The organism is Pseudomonas sp. H9, from assembly GCF_004353925.1.
Lineage (GTDB): Bacteria > Pseudomonadota > Gammaproteobacteria > Pseudomonadales > Pseudomonadaceae > Aquipseudomonas.
On sequence record NZ_SMOK01000011.1, the window covers coordinates 472,840 to 493,823 of the forward strand.

15 protein-coding genes are annotated in these 20,984 nt (G+C 59.0%); 8 read left to right on the top strand and 7 right to left on the bottom strand.

The window, feature by feature from the left end; genetic code table 11:
• Positions 1 to 73 precede the first annotated feature (73 nt).
• From E1573_RS10020 to E1573_RS10055, 8 genes are all read left to right on the top strand, one after another.
• Entirely contained in the window at positions 74 to 2,116 is a 2,043-nt protein-coding gene (locus E1573_RS10020) for a type VI secretion system tip protein VgrG (protein WP_133213104.1), read from the top strand.
• Positions 2,101 to 2,949, top strand: coding sequence for a DUF4123 domain-containing protein (locus E1573_RS10025; protein ID WP_133213106.1), 849 nt, complete (start codon positions 2,101 to 2,103; stop codon positions 2,947 to 2,949). The genes E1573_RS10020 and E1573_RS10025 overlap by 16 nt, the downstream gene beginning before the upstream one ends.
• Before the next feature lie 338 nt (positions 2,950 to 3,287).
• Complete coding sequence (locus E1573_RS10030; protein ID WP_133213108.1) at positions 3,288 to 6,116, top strand: hypothetical protein; 2,829 nt, start codon at positions 3,288 to 3,290, stop codon at positions 6,114 to 6,116.
• A complete protein-coding gene (locus tag E1573_RS10035) occupies positions 6,113 to 7,135 on the top strand; it encodes a tetratricopeptide repeat protein (protein WP_133213110.1) in 1,023 nt (340 codons plus the stop codon). Before E1573_RS10030 ends, E1573_RS10035 begins: the two co-directional genes overlap by 4 nt.
• A 72-nt stretch (positions 7,136 to 7,207) precedes the next feature.
• The gene (locus E1573_RS10040) at positions 7,208 to 7,936 is read left to right on the top strand and encodes a hypothetical protein (protein WP_133213112.1); all 729 of its coding nucleotides are present in this window, start codon (positions 7,208 to 7,210) and stop codon (positions 7,934 to 7,936) included.
• Positions 7,933 to 8,952, top strand: a complete 1,020-nt coding sequence (locus tag E1573_RS10045; protein WP_133213114.1) for a tetratricopeptide repeat protein — start codon at positions 7,933 to 7,935, stop codon at positions 8,950 to 8,952. The genes E1573_RS10040 and E1573_RS10045 overlap by 4 nt, the downstream gene beginning before the upstream one ends.
• A gap of 19 nt (positions 8,953 to 8,971) precedes the next feature.
• Positions 8,972 to 9,571, top strand: a complete 600-nt coding sequence (locus E1573_RS10050; RefSeq protein WP_133213116.1) for a LemA family protein — start codon at positions 8,972 to 8,974, stop codon at positions 9,569 to 9,571.
• A gap of 21 nt (positions 9,572 to 9,592) precedes the next feature.
• Positions 9,593 to 10,723, top strand: a complete 1,131-nt coding sequence (locus E1573_RS10055; protein WP_133213118.1) for a M48 family metalloprotease — start codon at positions 9,593 to 9,595, stop codon at positions 10,721 to 10,723.
• Positions 10,724 to 10,876: 153 nt separating this feature from the next.
• On the opposite strand, the gene E1573_RS10060 is transcribed toward E1573_RS10055, so the two are convergent.
• The 7 genes from E1573_RS10060 to E1573_RS10090 form a co-directional block, all read right to left on the bottom strand.
• Positions 10,877 to 12,292, bottom strand: coding sequence for an aldehyde dehydrogenase family protein (locus tag E1573_RS10060; protein ID WP_133213120.1), 1,416 nt, complete (start codon positions 12,290 to 12,292; stop codon positions 10,877 to 10,879).
• Positions 12,285 to 13,475 (bottom strand): pyridoxal phosphate-dependent aminotransferase, encoded by a 1,191-nt coding sequence (locus E1573_RS10065; protein ID WP_133213122.1) that lies wholly within the window; start codon positions 13,473 to 13,475, stop codon positions 12,285 to 12,287. The genes E1573_RS10060 and E1573_RS10065 overlap by 8 nt, the downstream gene beginning before the upstream one ends.
• 27 nt (positions 13,476 to 13,502) lie before the next feature.
• Complete coding sequence (locus E1573_RS10070; protein ID WP_133213124.1) at positions 13,503 to 15,110, bottom strand: 5-guanidino-2-oxopentanoate decarboxylase; 1,608 nt, start codon at positions 15,108 to 15,110, stop codon at positions 13,503 to 13,505.
• Positions 15,103 to 17,220: an acetate--CoA ligase family protein gene (locus E1573_RS10075; RefSeq protein WP_133213126.1), complete on the bottom strand. Its 2,118-nt coding sequence runs from the start codon at positions 17,218 to 17,220 to the stop codon at positions 15,103 to 15,105. The genes E1573_RS10070 and E1573_RS10075 overlap by 8 nt, the downstream gene beginning before the upstream one ends.
• 18 nt (positions 17,221 to 17,238) lie before the next feature.
• Positions 17,239 to 18,399: an acyl-CoA dehydrogenase family protein gene (locus E1573_RS10080; RefSeq protein WP_133213128.1), complete on the bottom strand. Its 1,161-nt coding sequence runs from the start codon at positions 18,397 to 18,399 to the stop codon at positions 17,239 to 17,241.
• A 31-nt stretch (positions 18,400 to 18,430) separates the two neighbouring features.
• A complete protein-coding gene (locus E1573_RS10085; protein ID WP_133213130.1) occupies positions 18,431 to 19,222 on the bottom strand; it encodes an enoyl-CoA hydratase/isomerase family protein in 792 nt (263 codons plus the stop codon).
• 317 nt (positions 19,223 to 19,539) lie between these two features.
• Positions 19,540 to 20,943, bottom strand: a complete 1,404-nt coding sequence (locus E1573_RS10090; RefSeq protein WP_133213132.1) for an amino acid permease — start codon at positions 20,941 to 20,943, stop codon at positions 19,540 to 19,542.
• Positions 20,944 to 20,984 lie beyond the last annotated feature (41 nt).

The following is a 20,984-nucleotide window of genomic DNA, read 5'->3' on the forward strand; positions in this document are numbered from 1 at the left end:
GACATATTTCCTAAGTAAACCTAGGTAGCTTTTCCGGGGTTGATTTTCTACCCGTTTAAGGAAAAACAAGCCTATGTCGACCTCGGCCCACTGCGCGCGTTTTACGTTAACAATCCCCACCGTTCGCAACGACTTCAAAGTCCTTGCCTTCCACGGCACGGAAACCATCAGTTCCCTGTACGCAATTCAGGTGGAGCTGGTCAGCGAATACCCCGACTTTGCTATCGAAAGCCTGCTCGGTCAACCCGCCTTCCTGCAATTCGGCCACAACGGCGAAGGCCTCCACGGGCGGATCGAAAACGCCCAGGTCGGTGAGCCCGGCAGGCGCCTGACCCGCTATCAAATCACCCTGGTCCCGGCCCTGCATTACCTGCAGTTCAGCCACAACCAGCGAATTTTCCAGCACATGACCGTGCCGCAGATCATTACTCAGGTGTTGCAGGAACATGGCATTCAGGCCGATGCCTTTACCTTCCATGTCAGCCCCAGCCCGGAGCGCGACTACTGCACGCAATACGGTGATGCCTCCGACTTCAGCTTCATCCAGCGCCTGTGCAGTGAAGAAGGCATCGCCTGGCACCACCAGCACAGCGCCGATGGCCACCACCTGGTGTTCACCGACCATCAGAGCTTCTTCCCCAAACTGGCGGCAACACCCTATCGACAAGGTGCTGGCATGGTCGCCGATCATCCGGTGGTCAGCCAGTTCAGCCAGCGTTTCAGCACCCGCACCAGCCGCGTCACCCACCGCGACTATGACCTCAAACGCCCGAGCCGCTTGCTCGAAAGCCGACAGCGCGCCGACTTCACCCCCGCCCTTGAAGACTACCGCTACCCAATGCCCTTCGACACTGAAGAGCGCAGCAAGCAGCTGGCCCGCCAGGCTCTGGAACGCCACCGTCTCGACTACCAATTGGCCGAAGGTGAAAGCGACCAACCCGCGCTGCGCAGCGGTCACTTCTTCGGCCTCACCGAGCATCCGCGCAACGCCTGCAACGACCTGTGGTTACTGCTCAGCGTGAGCCACGAAGGCAAGCAGCCGCAGGTGTTTGAGGAAGCGGCCAGCAGCGTTGGGCAAGCCAAAGACGGCTTCAACCAAGGCTACCGCAACAGTTTCAGCGCCATTCCCTGGGACGTGTTCTACCGTCCGCCGCTGGTCAGCCGTGAGGCACTGTTGGTCAGCCAGACCGCCCGCGTCACCGGGCCCGAGGGCGAAGAAATCTATTGCGATGAGCACGGTCGGGTCAAAGTCGAGTTCCACTGGGACCGTGCCGAACTGAACAGCGACAACAGCAGCTGCTGGCTGCGGGTCGCCTCCAACTGGGCGGGCGAGCGTTTCGGCGCAGTCACCATCCCGCGCATCGGCATGGAAGTGTTGGTCACCTTCCAGGAGGGCAACCCCGACCAGCCGTTGATTACTGGCTGCCTGACCAACACGCGCACCCCACCGCCCTACCCCTTACCTGCCAACAAAACCAAAACCGTACTACGCAGCCGCAGCACACCCGACAGCAGCGGCTACAACGAACTGTCGCTTGAAGACCGCAGCGGCCAGGAACTGATCTACCTGCGCGCCCAGCGCGATCTGGAGCAAAACATCGAACACGACAGCCGCCTGCAGGTGGGCAACGAATACCGGGAAACCATCAAGGGCAACAGCATTGCGGTGCTTGAAGCCGAAGACCAGCGCACGGTGACCGCCGACCGCAAGGTCGAGCTTAGATCCAACGACTACCTGCACATTGCCGACAGCAGCCACACCCGTGTTGGACAAGCGCTGGTGGTGGACGCCGGCCAGCAAATCCACCTCAAAGCCGGTGCGCACCTGATTGTCGATACCGGGGCCGGCATCACCCTGAAAGCAGGCGGCCAGCACATCGTCATCGGCCCTGGCGGCATCTTCAGCAGTACCGACATCCAAACGGGTGGCGCACCCATCGCCGGAACCGCTGCAGCACCGCTATTGCCCGGCAGGCTCGAGGGGTTGTCTTCCCCCGAGACACTGGTACCCACTCTGGCGTCATCCGGCGCCATCCCGCCCGGCATTCACCCGCTCTGTGGCAAGCAAAGCAATGGCGCCTGCAGCCGAGGAGACTGCGCATGCAAGAAGGGTTGATCGACTTCATCCAGCAACCGCGGCACAACGGCTTGATGGCAACAGACCAGCCGCTGCACTTCATCCTTGACCAAGCACTGTATCCCGGTCTGGTGCAAGAGCTTGCGGCACAGCACGTGTACGCCTTCGACTTTCTGCTCATCGGTACCGACTTCACCTCGCGGGCAACCAACGGGCCGATCTGGCTCAGCGCCGAGCCGCAAAGCGACCTCGCTCAGTGGTGTATGCAGCTGTGTCAGCATCACCATGCCGGCATAGTGATTGCCGCCAGCGACCGTGAACAGGCACTCGCCCATGCGCGCTGGCTGCTGAAAGTCAATGACGGCACCGGTGGGCAAAGTTGGATGACCTATTATCAGCCGGCCTTGTGCGCAGCCCTGCTGGGCACTACCGACGCGTCATCAATGCCCCTGTTGCTGGGCCCTTGGTCAGCGCTGTATGCGCCCTCCCCGCGCCATATCCACGGGCTGGAGCCGGGCTGGTTGAGCTGGCAAACAGAACATCCCGGCCAAACGCCGACCCACGCGCTGCTCAGCCTGCCGCCGCGCACCCAGCCGACCTACATCACCTTGCGCTGGGTGTATTGGCTGGACCAGGAACACGCCGCTTTTAACTCGCCGGATGTCAAACAACTCCCCGCGTTGATCGACAACCTCAACCTGATGCTTGAACACCAGCTCACCAAGCACAGGCATCTCCTTCAGTTAGCCAAGCTGATAACGCACCCCAGCCTCGCCTCTGAGCCTGCCGTCATGGCCATTCTACGCAGCACTGATTCCGCCTTTGCCAAGGTCGAACAACTGCTCGCCTTACCTGACTCAAGGAGCAATTAACACTAATGGAATCGAGCAACCACACCGCCCCTTGCCTCGCGCTTGACCCACAAACCAAGCCCAAGCCGACCCGCGACTTCAGTTTTGCCACACAGGAAAAGCTCCCCTGCTCGCCGGTGTACGCCGACATCATCTATGCCACCAACGAAAAAAAGTTCTGGCTACTTTCCGCCGAAGCGTCCGACACGCTCCAGGAGTGCGCCAGCACGCTGGACAAACTGATTGCCCCAGGCAAGAGCGTGGAGGAACGCCAGCAGGGCCTGTACGCCTGCGACCTGCTCGACTACTTCCTCGAACCCAAGCTGGCCAACTTTCTTGAAGGCAAGCAGAAGGCGCGGATGCTTGAAATCGAGGCGCAGGAGCCGTTGATTGCTGACCCGCGTTATGCCCTGACGGCCAAGGCGGCAGCAGAAGAACGACAGCGCAATCTGGCCGCTAAAAAAACGGGGAACGAAAGTGTCGACCGTCATCAGTTAGCGTGGGAATTCAACGAACGGTTGGAAGAAAACCGCAAAAAATACATATCGATGACAAAGCTTCACGAGGAATGGCAACAACTGGCCGACCTCGCCCGAGCGCAAGCCACGCGTCTAGGTTATGTGATCGAGAACGGCACCCTGTTCACGCCTGAAACCATCGAAGTTCGCAACATCATCCAGACGTACCTGCGCGAGCGGGCCAAGCTCACAGCCTTCTCTGTCGATGAGGTGGCCAGGGCCGTGCAGGCCGTCAGCGAGTATCACGACAAACTGCAAAATTGCCTGATCGACTGTGAAGGTCAGCTGTTGAGCGGCTACGCCTTGCCCCCCATGGAGGCGGCAAAGGACGCTTACGCAGCGTACCTTGAGGCGATCCACAGCGCCGCCAACTACGGCATTGCCCTGCCCGAGCTGGCGTTGTGCCAAGGCAGCGACATTGAAACCGGCGTGCGCGCGCTCAAGGAGTATCTGGCGCTGCAGCAGCAACAGGCCCAATGCAAGCAGCGCATGTTCGACACGTACGAGGCGTGGATCAAAGCCAGCGGTGAGAACACCCAGGCGCCCGGCAGCCTGGTGTCGACAGAACGTGCCAACTGGGCCGCCCTGCAAAGCCGGTTGGATGCCATCTATGAACAAGCGCGAAACAATGTCGCCTCGAGCCTGCCGCGCCGCCATTTCCTCTGGGAGCCCGAGCAGTTCCAGCCCACGCCACTGCAACGCCTGGCCAAACCGAACTTCCCGCTGCGGGAAATCAGCTGGCCCAGCAGCGGTTCGCCAGTGCGTCATATCAGCCTGACGCTGCTCAAGGGGCTTAAGGACAAGAGCACGATCAATTTCGCGGGCAACAGCACCGGCAAGTCAGCGAAAGACCAGGCCCACAGCGACTTCCATGAATGGCTCAGCGCCATGGGCGCCGTGCCGATTGACGACCAGGGCGAGTGGTTTGACCCCGAGGGTTACTTTGAGGTCGAACTGTTCCACAGCGAGCTGCTCAAACAAGGCTACCAAGTAAAAACCCTGGCCAGTGCCGAGCAGCGCCACACCTGGGGTCGGCACCTGCGCCAGATGCTGTTCTTCGCCGGTGTGCAACGTAAGCTGCGTCTGTTTGACGCCAGCCCACAAGCCCAACTGGTTCGTTGCCTGGCACCCAAGACCGGTAACGTGCAACAAAGCGTCACGACCAGCAGCACCCTTTCTCCCTTCGGCATCAAAGCCTCGGCCAGCGTGCAGATGGAGGTCCACCTGGCTCGGGGCGAAGTCGAACTGTTCAAGCTCGATTGGCCCAAGCGCCACGAAGCCGAGGACATCAAGCTCACCTACAAGAACGCCGATGGCTCGGGCGATACCGAGATGAACATCGGTAGTTTTTCCTTCCACTTTGGTGCCCGTGCCTGGGGCTTTGCCGGCGCTGCGGCACTGGCCTCGGCCAACCTTGCCCTGACGCCGTTCAACACCCGCTACGGCGCAGGGCTCAGTGCCTTGCAGGATGCCGAGGCCCCTGCCTCTAGCCTCTTGTCTACCGCACACACAAAAAGAAGCGCCCAGCACGTCAACGGCAGAACCGCCAACGTACAGATCGACGATGGTGCCAAGGCGGCTTTTAACCTGTTTGCCGGTGTACAGGCGGGTGTTCACCTCACTGGCGCCCTGAACTGGTCACCGCCCAAAGACCTGATAGCACTGCGCACGGCTGCCCTGACCTTGAAACTCACCCCCGAACAACGCGCCCGGCAAACCGGTGCTCAGTGGCTGAGCCTGGCACGCCTGGAGGGCAACCTCAGCGCTGCGGCAGGGGTTGGCGCCTCGGCAGACTTCGCCCTGTCTGCCGACAAAGGCCGGCTGATCCTGCGGATCAAAGCCGCCTTGGTCTTTGGCCCTGGTAGCCAGGGTTCGTTTGCCTTTGAGGTGGGGTACGACGCTGTTTTTGAACTGCTGAATTTGTTCCGGCGCGAACTGCATAAAAACGGCGGTGAGCCTTTGGATTGGGTGGATGGCAGTGCGGCGGATTTGTTCAGCAAGATGAACTTGCTGGGGCTTGCGGGGTTGGATCCGCAGATGCTCTACCTGATGGGCTTCGACAAGATTGCTGAATTGTGTGAAGTGATAACCAGCAGGGGTAAGGGTGGGTTGGTGGCGCATACTATTATGCACTACGAAAAACCTGCTGAATTGGAACAATGGACTATTGACGCAATTCCGGAAGCCTTGGGGCCGATGTTTATGACGTTGATTAGTGAGGCGAGAGCATTTGAAGTCACGTCCTTACGAAAGGATAACAAAAACAAATTAGTTGAAATAAAAAAAAGTTACAGCAAGTCAGAGTGCTGGATACTTCAGCAACACGCCATCAACCAGCTACTAAGCTGGATCACTAGCAACGCAAAGAAAAAAAGCAGCTTACCTTCTGCGCAACTGCAATTTGAAGAAGCATGCATGCGAATGAACCGATTTGGTACTAAATCGGAAACTCCGAGCCAGTCATATTGCACAGAAAGATTGAGAATTGACAACTTTATGACTGAAGGAGTAGAGAGACATGAGCGATTAGCCGAAATAACTCGTGCCGAGTACAGAGCCAACGCTGCGCTACTAGGAAAAAGAATGGATGTGTTCTGTGAGCGACACACCTATTACGGCAGAGATTATGTACCCGGCGGATTCGCAAGATACAAAGGAGAAAATCAATGAAACGCTCCGAACACTTTAAATTAAGACCGCTCTGGACTACCGCACTGCTTAGCCTCTGCGCCGTTTTTTCAGTGCATTCTTTTGCAGCTTTGTCACCAGTTCAGCAGGCAGCGAAAGAGCGCGGAATCACGCTCTACAACCAATACAAGCCAGCTGAAAATGAGCTACGCATAGCTGCTGAGGCCGGGGATTCGGAAGCTCAATTCTACCTGGGAGAAAGCCTTCGCCGTAAAAATCGCCATATGACAGCAGAGGCACAGGAGTGGCTAGAAACATCAGCAAAACAAGGAAATCTGTACGCTATGGTTCGGCTTTCTCGGAATCGCTATGGACTATGTACAGTGATTGGAAATTGCACCAAAGGACAGAAAAGCCCAGAGGAGTGGCTTGAAAAAGCTTATGAACTAGCAAGCGCCAAGGCCGAAAATAATGATGCAGAGGCATTGTATATTCTTTACTGGATAACAGTTGACGACCTTCCATTTTTAGTTAAATCGGCAGAAGCTGGATTTCCACTGGCTCAATATTGGCTGGCAAAAAGCTACATCAATGGCGAAGGTTTTTTCTGGCTACCTTGGCAGCGCAGCCAGGAGGTTGAGCGCTGGTTTAAAGCATCTGCCGAAAATGGAAATCCAAAAGCCATGATTGAATACGCCATTATCCTACATGAGAATCGCGGTGACATGGCGGAGGTGCGCCATTGGATTGAAGAGGCGGCGAAAACCGGCTATCAAAATGGCGTGGCGCACCTGGCTGGGGAGTATGCACACACACCGAGTCTTTTCGGGTTTCCACGAGATTTAGTCAAAGCCTATGGATTGACATCATTGTTATTAGTTCTTGATGGAGGCGGCGGAACATTGAGATTCACACAGCGCGACATTGAGAAATTATCCGCTCAGATGACTCCAGAACAAATCGAGCAAGGTAAAGCCTTCGCATTGGAATGGCAGACCGCCTACCCCCGACCGATTTCATTCTTCCCGATGAGGCTTGACCCATTGGACTCACTGTTTTGATGGACGAAATAAGATTCTCAAAAGTAAAACTTTACGAACGTCCGGCATCCCGAAATACAAGGAAGATGGGTTTTGAATTTTTCTAAACAACGTAACCGAGAATTATTACACGCCTCCGTACTCTTTTTGCTACTCGGCGGCTTTCCAAAATGGGCATATGCCGCATTGACACCGGCGCAGCAGACGACAAACGATCTCGATGTCGTGGCGCACACCCAATATAAAAATGGTGGATTGCTGGCGCATACGATTATGAACCACAAAAATCCCACTGAATTGGAGCAGTGGGTTTTGGAAGCCACTCCGGAAACCTTGGGCCCGATTTTTATGACGCTGATTAGTGAGGCGAAAGCGTTTGATGCCATTTCCGATGAGACCGATCCGACAACCGGACAGCAGACACAAGTCAAAACGCATTACACCCAATCTGAGACCCAAACACTTCAGCAAACAGCTATAAACCGACTGCTGAATTGGATGGTTGATGATGCGAATAAAAAAAGCACACCACCTGTCAGCCAATTGCAATTTGAAGAGGCTTTCATGCGAATGAACCGCTTCGGTACGATCTCGAAAACACCGGGGAAGTCGTATTGTGAAAACAGGTTGAAAATGGACAACTTCATGGCCATAGGCGCTCAGAGATTCTTTGGTCCGGGTGCTGATTCAGTTCGTGCTGAGTACAGACAACATACTGCATTCCTTGGTGCAAGGATGGATGACCATTGTGAGCACCGCGAGTATCACGGCAGATATTATATCCCAGGCGGCGAGGCACGATATAAAGGAGAGGGACTATGAATTCCCTTCACCACTTTAAAGCTCGGATACTATGGAGCACAGTAATCTTTAGTTTTTATGCCATTTTTACCACAAATTCATTTGCTGCACTGTCGCCGGATCAGCAGGCGGCGAAAGAACGCGGCATCATGCTCTACAACCAATATAAACCCGCTGAAACGGAGCTCCGCATTGCCGCTGAGGCCGGTGATGCGGAGGCGCAATTTTATTTAGCAGAGAGTCTACTCAACAAAAACCGCCAAATGACCGCAGAAGCTAGAAACTTGCTTGAGGCCTCTGCAACTCAAGGAAACCTTTATGCAATTATTCGCCTCAGCAAAGGCGATGGTGGGTTTTGCGAAATAACAAATAATTGCCCGACCGACTTTAAAAAGCAATACGAATGGCGCCAGGATTTATTTCTAACATCCAAAAACCTGGCAGCAAAAGGAGACCCTGAAGGGTTGTATGTTTTTTATCGCATAACGGGAAAGCCAGAGTTCTTAGTTAGATCTGCTGAGGCAGGATTTCCAATCGCTCAGTACTGGTTAGCCGACAGATACCGCAATGGCGAAGGTTTTTTCTGGCTACCTTGGCAACGCAGTCAGGAAATTGAACGCTGGTTCAAAGCGGCCGCTGAAAAAGGCAACCCAATAGCCATGCTCAAATACGCCTTCATTGTATATGAAGATCGCGGTGACATGGCCGTGGTACGTCACTGGGTTGAAGAGTCCGCAAAAGCCGGTTATCAAAATAGCGTAGCACTATTGGCGGCGGAATACGCACACCTACGGACCTATTTTGGCTTCCCACTCAATTTAGTTAAAGCTTACGGACTAACATCACTACTACTGGTTCTTGACGGACGCGGCGGAGAACTTATGTTTGTACAGGATGATATGGTGAAAATATCCAACCAGATGTCTCCCGAACAAATCGAGCAAGGCAAAGCTTTCGCACTGCAATGGCAGATCGCCCATCCCCGGCCGATTTCATCCTTTCCGAGGAATTTCGCCCTATTAGACTCGATACTTTAATTACCGGAAGGATATCTCCATGCTTATATCTAACGCCGTGCTTCTTTTTATTGTACTTATACCAGTACTCTACGCCATCAACATCTACAACAAACTAGTAACCCTGCGAAATCGCTTTCAAAACGCCTTCGCTCAGATAGAGGTACAGCTCAAGCGCCGCTATGACCTGATTCCCAACCTGATGGAAACAGCCAAGGCCTACCTGAGCCACGAGCGTGAAACCTTGGAAGCGGTTACCGCAGCACGCAACAGTGCAATAGCACGTCTCAATGCAGCGACAGCCCAGCCGGGCTCTCCCCAGGCAATGGCTCAACTAGGAATAGCCGAAGGTGCCCTGTCGAGCGCAATGGGCCGCCTGACGATGACCATGGAGGCCTACCCAGACCTCAAGGCTTCGCAAAACATGCAGCAGATGAGCGAAGAACTGACCAACACCGAGAACAAAGTGGCCTTCGCACGCCAAGCGTTCAATGACGCGGTCATGTCTTACAACACCTACAAACAGGCCTTCCCCCCGGTGCTGCTGGCCAACGTGTTCGGTCATGGTTCCGAGGCCAGTCTGTTGATATTTGCCGATAGCGTACAGCTCCAGGACGCGCCAAAGCTGTCGTTTAACTGAAACGCGTCATCGGAGTAACCAATGAATTATTTTGAACACCAAGTTCGCGCCCGACGCCATACCGTGCTTCTGCTGCTATTGATGGGGGCGGCAATACTCAGTCTGGTTATCGTCATCAGCGGGGTACTGATACTGATACTGCACGTCCCGGAAGGACAGCCACTCAACCAATCTGACGAGGAGCTACTGCACTATGTATTCCTTTCTGTGGTCGCGGTAGTACTGCTGGGTAGCCTCTACAAAAACGACGAATTACGAGCGGGTGGCAAGTGGATAGCCGAGCGTCTGGGTGGTCGCCTCATCAGCCTGGAGCCACAAAACCTGGAAGAACGCCAATTGCTCAATGTGGTGGAGGAAATAGCTATCGCCTCGGGCGCTGCGGTTCCGGCGGTTTATGTACTGGATGAAGCTTCGATCAACGCCTTCGCTGCCGGGTTGACGCCCGAGGATGCAGTCATCGGCGTCACCCGAGGCGCTTTGGCACTGCTCAGTCGTGAAGAACTGCAAGGTGTGATTGCCCACGAGTTCAGTCATATCTACAACGGTGACATGCGCCTCAATACGCGTTTGACGGCGGTGGTTCACGGCTTGTTACTGCTGGGACTGATTGGCGAACTCATCATGCGCGCCATACCCCATCGCGCCGTACCCAACCTCAGCTCATCCGACTCCACCGCCTCAGATTCCTGCGTATCTGATCGCGCCCCAACGTTGATTGACAAGATCATGAACGCATTTCGAGTGATCGTAGTTGCCGGATTCGCGTTATGGGTGCTGGGTTATGCCGGCACATTTTTCGGCAACCTGATCAAATCCGCGGTTAGCCGGAAGCGGGAGTTTCTCGCCGATGCCTCAGCCGTCCAGTTCACCCGCAACCCACAGAGTATTGCCGGTGCGCTGAAGAAAATTGGTGGCCTCGCTCAGGGCTCACAGTTACAAGCGGTGCATGCCAGGGAGTACAGCCATTTGTATTTTGCCGCCGGAGCGAAGACCGCCATGGCCACTCACCCACCACTAGACGTACGCATTAAACGGATCGATCCAGACTGGGACGGCCAGTTTCCAGTAGTGGAATTTCCGCAAGACTTCGTAGCGCCCAACACCGATTTCCAGCCAGGCTCGAATTCATCGGTCGAAGCCCAGGCCAGGTGATGGTTGCATGGAACACGCCAGCGAGCCCACCGCGCATACGGAAGGCGCAATGGGAGCGGGCTTGCCCCGCGATTGCGGCCTGACAGGCGCATCGCATCGCGGGGCAAGCCCGCTCCTACCGAAAGAGGCTAGCAGGCTGCTGAGCTTGATCGATCAAACCTGCACAGCCTTGACCTCAACAAACTCGGCCAACCCCTCCTCGCCCCACTCACGGCCGTTACCCGACTGTTTGTAACCGCCAAACGGTGCCTGGTAGTTGAACGCCGCACCATTGAGGAAACACTGCCCGGCACGCAGTTGCCGCCCCAATTGCAAGGCCCGCTGACGATCCGCCGCCCACACCGCACTGGACAAGCCAAACGGCGAGTCGTTGGCCAACTCGATGGCCTGGGCTTCATCGTCATAGCGGATCAGGCACAGCACCGGGCCGAAGATTTCTTCCTGGGCTATGCGCATGCGGTTATCGACGTCGGCAAACAGCGTCGGCTGAACATAGAACCCACGCTCAAAACCCGGTGCCGTATCACCGCCACACAGCAGGCGGGCGCCCTCTTCCTGGCCGATGCGAATGTAGTCTTGCACGGTTCGGCGCTGCGCCGCCGAACACATCGGGCCGAGGAAGCTCTGCGGGTCTTGCGGGTCGCCCATTGCCAGCTTGCTCACTTCGTCCATGGCGATCTCTACCGCTTCGTTATAGCGGCTGGCGGGTAGCAGCATGCGGGTCAAAGCGGTGCAGGTTTGCCCGGAGTTGATCATCACGTCTTGCACGCCGTAGCGCACAGCGGCGTCGAGGTCGGCATCAGCGGTGATCAGCAACGGCGACTTGCCACCCAGTTCCAGGCACACTCGCTTGACCGTCGGTGCCGCGGCCTGGGCGACGCGCACGCCCGCACCGGTTGAGCCGGTGAACGACACCATGTCGACCTGCGGGTGGCGCGCCAGGGCCTCACCCACTTTCGAGCCGGGGCCGCTGACCAGGTTGAAGACACCGGCAGGTAAGCCGATGGCGTCGATCATCTCCGCCAACAGGAAGGCATGCAGCGGTGTTTCCTGGCTGGGCTTGACCACCACGGTGCAGCCTGCCGCCAGGGCCGGGGCAAGCTTGCCGATCAACTGATGCAGCGGGTAGTTCCACGGGTTGATGAACGCACAGACGCCCACCGCTTCGCGGTACACCAGCGAGTTGCCGACTTCGCGCACCTCGTCCATCAGGCCCGCCAGTTCAATGTACTGTTCCAGGCCAGCAATCGGCCCGTCGACCTGTACGCTGCGACACCATTGCACTGGCATTCCCAGCTCGGCGGTGATGACGCGGGCCATTTCCTCGGCGCGCGCCTTCAATTGCTCAGTCAGGGCTCGGATGTAACCGGCCCGTACGCTGGAAGGCGTGCACGACCAGGTGGTAAAGGCCTGACGCGCTGCGGCGACGGCACGGTTTACGTCGTGCTCGTCGCCCAGTGGCACACGCCCGGCCACGGTTTCGCTGGCTGGGTTGATGACCTCGGCCATGCCCTGCCCGCACGGCGCCTGCCAGGCACCATCGATGTACAACCGCGAATACTCACGCATGGGCCTTGGCCTCCATCAGTTCTGCCGCGCAGCGGGCAATGCGCTGGCAGGCCTCGCGCAAGGGTGCTTCAGCCAGTACCAGCCCCAGGCGAATATGCCCTGCCGCACTCGGGCCAAACGCTTCACCGGCCAGCACCGAAACGCCATGGCGGTCCAGCAATTGGTTGGAAAACGCCTGGGCACTGAGGCCGGTTTCGCGGATATCGACCATTACGAACATGCCGCCATCGGGCTTGAGCGCACGCAGGCCGGGGCAATCGGCCAGGCTTGCGCAGACCAGATCACGCCGCTGGCGGTAAGCCTCGCGCATGGCTTCCAGCTCTGGCAGTTGCTGCTCCAGCGCTACCACAGCGGCATCCTGGACAAAATCGGGCGAGCCGTAGAGCATGCACAGCGCGAGGTTTTCCAGGTGTGCAGCGAGTGCCGACGAGCCCACTACCCAGCCCACCCGCCAACCGGTCATGGCATGGGATTTGGACAGGCTGTTCAACGTCGCCGTACGCTCGGCCATGCCCGGCAGGCTGGCCGGGCTAATGTGTTCGCCCTCAAACAACAGCTCGCTGTAGACCTCATCGGAGATCAGCCACAGGTCATGGCCGATGCACAGTTCGGCCAAGGCGTCCCAGGTTGCCCGCGGCAGGCTGGCACCCGAGGGGTTGTGCGGGCTGTTCAGCGCCAGTGCGCGGGTGCGTGGGGTGATGCGTGCGGCAACGTCTTCGGGGCAAACCCGAAAGCCGTTCTCCGAACGCACCGGCACCGGCACCACGGTGGCGCCACAGGCACCGAACACCGCTTCGTAGGTGACATACATCGGCTCGGCGACAATTACCTCATCGCCGGGGTTGAGCACGCACTGGGCAACACAGAACAGCGCACACTGGGCACCGGCCAACACCGTCACCTGATCGGCACTGACTGCCTGGCCGCTGCGCTGCTGATGGCGCTTGGCGATAGCCTGGCGCAAGGCCAGTTTGCCGCGCACATCGGCATAGTGGGTGTGGCCGTTGTTCAGGCTGTCGATGGCCGCCTGCACAATCGGTGCGGGGGTGTCGAAGTCCGGGTCGCCCACCGACAGCAGCAGGATGTCCTGACCTTGCGCCTGCAGTTCCAGGGCGCGGTAGTGAATATCCCAGGCGGCGGCACCGTCACCGGCAATACGTTGGGTCAAGTCGGAAAAGCGCATGGCAAGCTTCCTGAATCAGATGGGAGATCAACGAGCGCAAGCATGTTTGAGCTCGATCAGGGTCACGCTGTTGCGGGCGAAGCCGGCACGCAGTTCCGTTTGCAGTTCATCGAGGCTGCGCGGTTGTGCCACGGTGCAGCCAAAGGCCCGGCCCAGCCCGGCAAAGTCCGGGTTGCGCGGCAGTACGCCGATGGGTTCGATGTCCAGGCCGAGCATGTCGTCGCGAATCTGCCCCAGCGCATCGTTGTTCCACAGCAACACCACCAAGGGGCGGTCCAGCTCTTCGACCGCCGTCGCCAGTTCCTGCGCGGTGTAAAGGAAGCCGCCGTCGCCGACCAACACCAGGCCAGGGCGGTCATCACTGGCGAACATGCCGCCAATTCCGGCTGGCAGACCGTAGCCCAAGGTGCCGTAACCAGTAGGATGCAACCAACTGCGTGGGGCTCGGCTGGCGAAGGCATAGTTGCCGGTATAGGCCAGCTGGGTCATGTCGGTGCTGATGAAAGCGTTGTCCGGCAACTCGGCAGCCACCCGGTCAAGGATTGCCTGGTGCACGGCCTGCAGCGGGCCATGCCCGGCCTTGACCGCTTGACGCAAGGCGCTGACGGCAGCAACTGCTGCTGCGCTATCGCGGCTGATGTCGGGTAAGTGCTCCAACAAGGCAGCAACGGTTAACCGTGCATCGCCCTGCAAAGCCACGGCACAAGGGTAGAAGTCGTTGAACTTGCGTGAATCGATGTCCACCCGCAACAGCTCACCGCTCAGGGGCAAACGCTCGCGCCAGAAATCGGTATCGGCCATCTCGCTACCCACCGCCAGCACCACATCCGCTTCGGCGATCAGTTGCCAGCCGGGCTCGACGCACAGGCTGGCACCCGCGTTCAGGGGTGCTTCCGGGGCCAGTAGCCCCTTGCCGGCGACACTGGTGAACAGCGGCGCGGCCAGGCGGGTACTGAGCTGCTGCAGGGCTTCGGCAGCCTGCAAGGCTCCACCTCCCGCGATGATCATCGGGCGCTTGGCGGCGGCCAACTTGGCGGCCGCTTGCTCCAACACCTCACTGGCTGGCAGGCCACGGCCAGGGCGGCGGACCACCTCGTTGCTCCAGTCGCGCTTGACGGGCGCCGCCAGCACATCCAGCGGCACGGAAATATGCACCGGACGCGGGCGCTCACTGTCGAACACTGCATAGGCTCGGGCGATCAGCTCAGGCAAATCCTCCGCGCTCAAGGCCACGGCGGAAAACGCCGTGATCGGCGCGGTCATCGCGCGCTGGTCCTGGGTTTCGTGCAGGCAGCCCCAACCTTTGCCCAGGCTGGCGGTGTGGTTGACGCTGGAGATCACCAGCATCGGGATCGAGTCGGCGTAAGCCTGGCCAATGGCGGTTGCGGCGTTGGTCACACCGGGGCCGGTGATAACGAAGCACACCCCCGGCTTGCCGCTGACCCGCGCATAACCGTCGGCCATGAAGCCTGCGCCCTGCTCGTGACGGGTCAACACATGGCGAATGCCGCTGCCAGGTAGCCCGCGGTACAGCTCCAGGGTGTGCACGCCGGGAATACCGAACACAGTGTCGACACCGTAGTTAGCCAGCAGGCGGACCAAGGCCTGACCGCCGGTCAATGGACTGTTATGCATGGTGTTCTCCTGACGCCTGGCCGAGGCGGATCAACGCATCGACCGCGGTGGTGCTCTGAGCACCGACCATTAATGGGTTCACATCCAGTTCCAGCAGTTGCCCGACGTTTTCGCAGGCATAGTCGGCTACTGCGCGTATCGCTGCCACCAGCGCCTCCAGGTCGGCGCTTTCGCGCCCGCGAAAGCCCTGCAGCAAGCTGGCACTGCGCAGGCCCAGCACGGCGGCGCGGATGGCACAGTCGGTGGTGGGCAGCAGCAGGGTCTTACTGTCTTTGAGCAGTTCGACCAGAATCCCACCCGCCCCGATCACCAACGCCAGACCGAAGTCGTTTTCACGCTTGATGCCGACAATCAGCTCAGCCAAGGGTGCGCTGGCCATGGGCTCAAGCAGCACTTGTTCGAACGGCACGTAAGGTGCGTAGGCGGCAATCCGTTGGCGCATTTGCTGCAGGGCCGCGTCCAGCGCCTGGGCATCTTTGAGGTTCAGCGCCACGGCCCCAGCTTCGGTCTTGTGCGGCAACTGCGCACTGACCGCCTTGAGCACCAAGGGGTAGCCCACGGTTTCGGCGGCTTTTACCGCTTGATCGGCGGTGCTCAGCGCACCTGCCGGAATCGGCAGGCCGAACGCCTGCAAGGCCTGCTTTGACTCCCATTCGTTGAGCAGCGCACTGTCGCCTTCCAGCGCTTGCGGGCACAACGGCACCAACGCGGACTCGCCCCGCTCAAGCAACAGCTGACGCTGGCTGTGGTAAGCAGCGATCCGCCCCCAGGCTGCCAGGCCATCTTCGACGCCCTGCAGCGCGGCAATGCCCTGCCCATGCAAACGCTCACGGGCATGCGCCGGCAACAACTCGGGGAATGCCGAGGTAACAAAACCGACTTTTCCGTGGTGCTTGAGCGCAGCGCTGTACAGCTCAAGGAGCAAGTCGCACTCCTTGCGCTCGCCGGTAAATTCAGCCGGGTAATCGAGCACCAGCATGGCCGCGTCCGCCTCGCTGCGCAGGGCGCTGTCGAGCATGTGTTCAAGGGCCGCGCCGTCGCCCCAAATGGCGGTGGTGAAGTCCAGCGGGTTGACCAGGTTAGCGTAGGTCGGCAGCACGTGCGCCAGTTCCTTCACCTGATCGTCTTTGAGTGCGGGCAGGCTCAGGTCATTGCGTTCGGCGTAGTCGGCGATCAATCCGGCATCGCCGCCGGAGCATGCCAAAGCAATCAGGCTGCGCCCTTTGGGCAGGTTGCCACAGGCGGCTGCCTTGAGGGTTTCGGCGAAACTGACCGGGCCGCTGACGCGGATCACACCCAGGCGCTGGAACAGGCTGTCGTACAGGGCATCGGAGCCCGATAACGAACTGGTATGACTCAGGGCCAACTCGGCGCCGATCTGCGACACCCCGGTTTTCAGGGCAATGATCGGGATACCTTTCTCCAGCGCCTTGTGTGCGGCGCGGGCAAAACCGGGCACGTTCTTCAGCCCTTCCAGGTGTAGGCCGATGGCGGTAACCCGCGGTTCATCGAGCAGCACATCCATCAGCTCGGCAATACCCAGTTGCGCCTGGTTGCCGACCGACGCCATGTAGGCCACCGGTAGCGAACGGTCACTCATCGACAGGTTGTAGGCGAAGTTGCCGCTTTGGGTCAGGATCGCAACGCCTTTGTCCACGGTCTTGCCACCATGCGCGACCGGCCACAACGCGCTGTTGTGCAGGTAGTCGAGCAGGCCATAGCAGTTGGGGCCGAGCAGGGCCATGTGCCCCGCCGCTTTGAGCAGTTGCTGCTGCAGTGCCTGGCCTTCTGCACCGGCCTCGGCAAAACCTGAGGCATAGCAGATCGCCCCACCGGCATCGATGGCCGCCAGTTGTGCAACACAAGTCAGGGTCAGCTCGCGGTTGGTGGCGATGAATACCGCGTCCGGGCCACACGGCAGCTCGGCAACGCTACGCACGCACGGCACGCCGTCGAGGCTGTCGTGCTGCGGGTTGACCAGCCACATCTGGCCTTGAAAACCGCCTTCAGCACAGCGCTTGAGCGCTCGCGCCATGCTGCGCCCACCGACGAACGCCAGGTGACGAGGCGCCAACATGCGCTTGAGGTTGTCACGAATCGACTGCGACATAGCTATTCTCCAGCCCGATCAACGCAACAGTGGGCGCAGCAGTTCGCGCGAAATAATGTGCCGCTGGATCTCCGAGGTGCCCTCCCAGATCCGCTCAATCCGCGCATTGCGCCAGATCCGTTCGACCGGGCCTTCATCCATCAGGCCCATGCCTCCGAAAATCTGCACCGCTTCGTCGGCGACCTTGCCCAGCACTTCACTGGCGAACAGTTTGGCCATGCCCGCCTCGCCATCGGTCATGCTGTCCTGGTCCATCTTCCAGGCGGTGTGCAGGGTCAACAGTTCCGCAGCACGGATCTGTGTGGCCATGTCGGCGAGTTTGAACGACACCCCTTGATAAGTACCAATCGGCTGGCCGAACTGCTTACGGTCGGCAGCCCACTGCAGCGATACATCCAGGGCGCGTTGCGCCTGGCCGACGCAGTTGGCGGCAACCATCACTCGCCCGGCGGTGAGCCAGGCGTTGGCCACTTCCCAGCCCTTGCCGACTTCGCCCAGGACCTTGCTGGCCGGCACGCGGCAATCGTCGAAGAACAGCTCGTAGGTGTGGTAGCCACGGTTGCTGACGCACTTGGGCCCTCGGCGGATGGTCATACCAGGCGTGCCACGGTCGACTAGGAACGCGGTTACCGCATTACGCTTGCGGCCATTGTGTTCATAGGTGTCGGTGACGGCGAAGACAATGGCGAAATCGGCGTGGCCGGCATGGCTGATGAAATGCTTGCTGCCATTGAGTACGAAGTCATCGCCTTCACGCACCGCGCGGGTTTTGATGGCGTTGGCATCGGAGCCCGCGCCCGGCTCGGTCAAGGCAAAGCAGTCAACCTTTTCGCCCTGAATGCACGGCAGCAGATAGTCGTTGATCTGCTCGCCTTTGCAGGCCATGAGAATCTTCGACGGGCGCGCAACAAATACATGCACCGCCCACGACACCTTCGACAGCTCACGCTCGATCAGCGCCTGAGACAGGTAATCCAGGCCACCACCGCCAACTTCCTCAGGCATGTTGAAGGCATAGAAGCCTGCAGCAATTGCTTTGCCGCGAATCTGTGCGGCCAACTCCGGCGACACTTCGTCGGCGCGGTCCACGGCCTCCTCATGGGGCAGTAACTCCTTGGCAACAAAACTGCGTACCGCTTCCACCAACATTTCTTGTTCTTGGGTCAGTTGGAAATTCATGGAATGTTCCTGAAGAAGGTCGTTTAAGTAGTTATTTGCCAACGAATGTTGCGGCACGCTTTTCAACGGCAGCACGCAAGGCTTCAGCGCCATCTTCACTGCGGCCACACAGCAAACCGGCCGCCAGTTCAGCCTGCAACTGCTCGCCGAGGGTGCGCTGGGCACCGTCGCGGATCAGGCGTTTGGTCTGGGCGAAGGCGAAGGTCGGGCCGTTGGCCAGGCGCGCGGCCAGCTCGGCGGTCACGGTCGGCAACTGGTCATCGGCGCACACTTCGCCAACCAGCCCAGCCGCCAACGCTCGCTCGGCGCCCCACAACTCATCCAGAAACAGCAAACGCTTGGCCTGCTCGCTGCCGATCAGTCGTGGCAGATGCCAGCTGGCACCGGCATCGGGGCTGTAGGCCATGCTGGTGTAGCCCGCCTTGAACCGCGCCGATGCTGCCGCCACACGCAGATCGCAGCACAGGGTCAGGTCCATCCCGGCGCCGACGGCGGTACCGTTGATGGCAGCAATGGTTGGTTTATCCAGGCTGTGCAGGCGCTGCATCAGGGCGTGGGCGGTTTCGGTCCAGCCGTAGCTTTCCAGTGCGCCACGGGCTTCGGCTTCGGCCCACTCGGCCAAATCCGCCCCGGCACAGAAACTGCGACCACTGCCAGTGAGCACCACTACCCGCACCGCCGGATCGCGGTTGAAGTCGTCCAGCAAGGCGTGGAGTTTTTTCAGGCTGGGGATGTCCAGCGCATTGCGCTGATCAGGGCGATTGAGCGTGATCCAGGCAACACCGGCTTCGACCGAACTGAGCAGCGACGAAGAACTAGTCATGGAAGGCCTCGAATTATTGTGGTTGGCGTGAGGGGTAGGACTTGAGCTGATACTAAACGAGTGTTCAGTAAGGAGACAATCAGGGAGTCAATGCGATGTAACGGATTAATTTACATCGCTATCTCATTGTTTTAATTGGTATTTATCTCGATAAAAACGGGAGCGCCGAGGCTGCTGTTACAACTTCGCACAACTACTCAACCTGGAGTTAAAACCACCAGTGGGAGCGGGCTTGCCCAGCGATTGCGAGCTGACTGGCAGCTCGCAATCGCTGGGCAAGCCCGCTCCCACCTCAAGCATGCTCCTTCAACGGCACATCACACCGACGGCGCCAACACTACCTGACGCTTACGGTTGATCATGAAGTAAGCCGCATAGCACACGGCAATAAAGCCAAAGCCCCAGTACAACGACGGCCGCTGTGTTTCATCCAGCGCGAGGAACACAAACAGCGAACTGCACAGGGTGATGCACAGCAGCGGCACCAGCGGGTAGAGCGGCGCGCGGTACTTGAGGTCCTCAAGCTTGCCGCCATCACGCAGGAACGCTTTACGGAAACGGTATTGCGCCAGCGCGATCACGATCCAGGTGACCGTCCCGGACATTCCGCTCACCGCCATCAGCACCATGAACAAGGTGTCGGCCGCAATGAAGCTGGTCATCAGCGACACCAGGGCAAAGCACAGAGTAATGCTCAGCGCCCGCAAAGGTACGCCACGCTTGCTCAGCGGCGACAGGCTCTTGGGCGCCATGCCGGTTTTCGACATTGCCCAGAGAATGCGCGTCGAGGCGTACAGGCCCGAATTGCCCACCGACAGGATTGCGGTAAGGATCACGAAGTTCATCAGGTCGGCCGCGTAAGGAATGCCGACCATGTCGAACACCTGCACGAACGGGCTTTCCATCAGGCCAGCCTGCTGCCAGGGCACAATCGCCGACAGCACCACAATGGCCAGCACATAGAAGATCAGCACGCGGAACACCACGTTACGCACGGCGCGCGGGATGCTCTTCTCCGGCTGATCGGTTTCACCGGCGGCTACGCCCATGATCTCGCAGCCCTGGAAGGCGTAAACCACAGTCATCATCACCGCGAACACTGCCGACAAGCCGTTGGGGAACAGCGAATCACCAATCAAGTTGCTCATCATCGGTGCCGGTGCCCCGCTGGTCAGCGGGATAGCGCCAAAGATCACCAGTACACCGACGATGATGAAGCCGAGGATCGCCGCTACCTTGATGCCCGAGAACCAGTACTCCGCCTCGCCAAAGGCGCGGGTGGCCAGGGCATTGAGGCCGAACAGCACCACCACGAACAACGCCGACCAGTACCAGATCGGTACCTCCGGGAACCAGCGCACCATCAACATACCGGCGGCAGTGAATTCCAGGCCAACGGTGGTCGCCCAACTCATCCAGTACACCCAGCCGATCATGAAGCCGGTGGCCGGGCCGATGTACTTGGTGGCATGGGCCTGGAACGAGCCCGACACCGGCATCTGCACCGACAGCTCGCCGAGGCAGACCATCACCAGGTACATCAGGAAGCCCGCCACCAGGTAGGCGAGGATCGCGCCCAGCGGCCCGCCTTGGTTGATGGTGACGCCCGAGCCCATGAACAGGCCGGTACCAATCACCCCACCCAGCGACAGCATGAAGATATGCCGGCTCTTGAGCGCACGGGTCAGGTGAATGCCTTTACGTTCGGTTGATTCGCTCATGTCGGCACCTCAGCAGTGACGGATGGGCGAGAGGGAGGAAC